Annotated in this window: 1 pseudogene; it reads left to right on the top strand. The window is 64.0% G+C overall.

Annotated elements, in window-relative coordinates:
• Positions 1-642, top strand: a pseudogene (locus AB5S05_RS22055) (bifunctional aconitate hydratase 2/2-methylisocitrate dehydratase); the annotation flags it as partial.

Here is a 642-nt window from a genome sequence, read left to right as displayed (position 1 = left end):
GCCCGAGCAGCAAGGCGCCATCGGCCCGCTCAAGCAGATCGAAGAAGTCAAGGCCAAGGGCTTCCCGGTCGCCTACGTCGGCGACGTGGTCGGTACTGGCTCCTCGCGCAAGTCCGCCACCAACTCGGTGCTGTGGTTCTTCGGTGACGACATCCCCTATGTGCCGAACAAGCGTGCCGGTGGTTTCTGCTTCGGCAACAAGATCGCCCCGATCTTCTACAACACCATGGAAGACGCCGGCGCCCTGCCGATCGAATTCGACGTGTCGAACCTCAACATGGGCGACGTGATCGACGTCTACCCGTACGCCGGCAAGGTCTGCAAGCACGGCAGCGACGAGGTCATCACCACCTTCGAACTGAAGACCGAGGTTTTGCTCGACGAAGTCCGCGCTGGCGGCCGTATTCCGCTGATCGTAGGCCGCGGCCTGACCGACAAGGCCCGCGCCGAACTGGGCCTGGGCCCGGTCGACCTGTTCAAGAAGCCGGAACAACCGGCTGACAGCGGCAAGGGCTTCACCCTGGCGCAGAAGATGGTCGGCAAGGCCTGCGGCGTGACCGGCGTGCGTCCGGGCACCTACTGCGAACCGAAGATGACCACCGTCGGTTCCCAGGACACCACAGGTCCCATGACCCGTGACGA

This window comes from Pseudomonas zhanjiangensis (genome assembly GCF_041027545.1).
In the GTDB taxonomy this organism is placed as follows: domain Bacteria; phylum Pseudomonadota; class Gammaproteobacteria; order Pseudomonadales; family Pseudomonadaceae; genus Aquipseudomonas; species Aquipseudomonas zhanjiangensis.
This window is presented reverse-complemented; position numbering and strand designations above follow the sequence as displayed.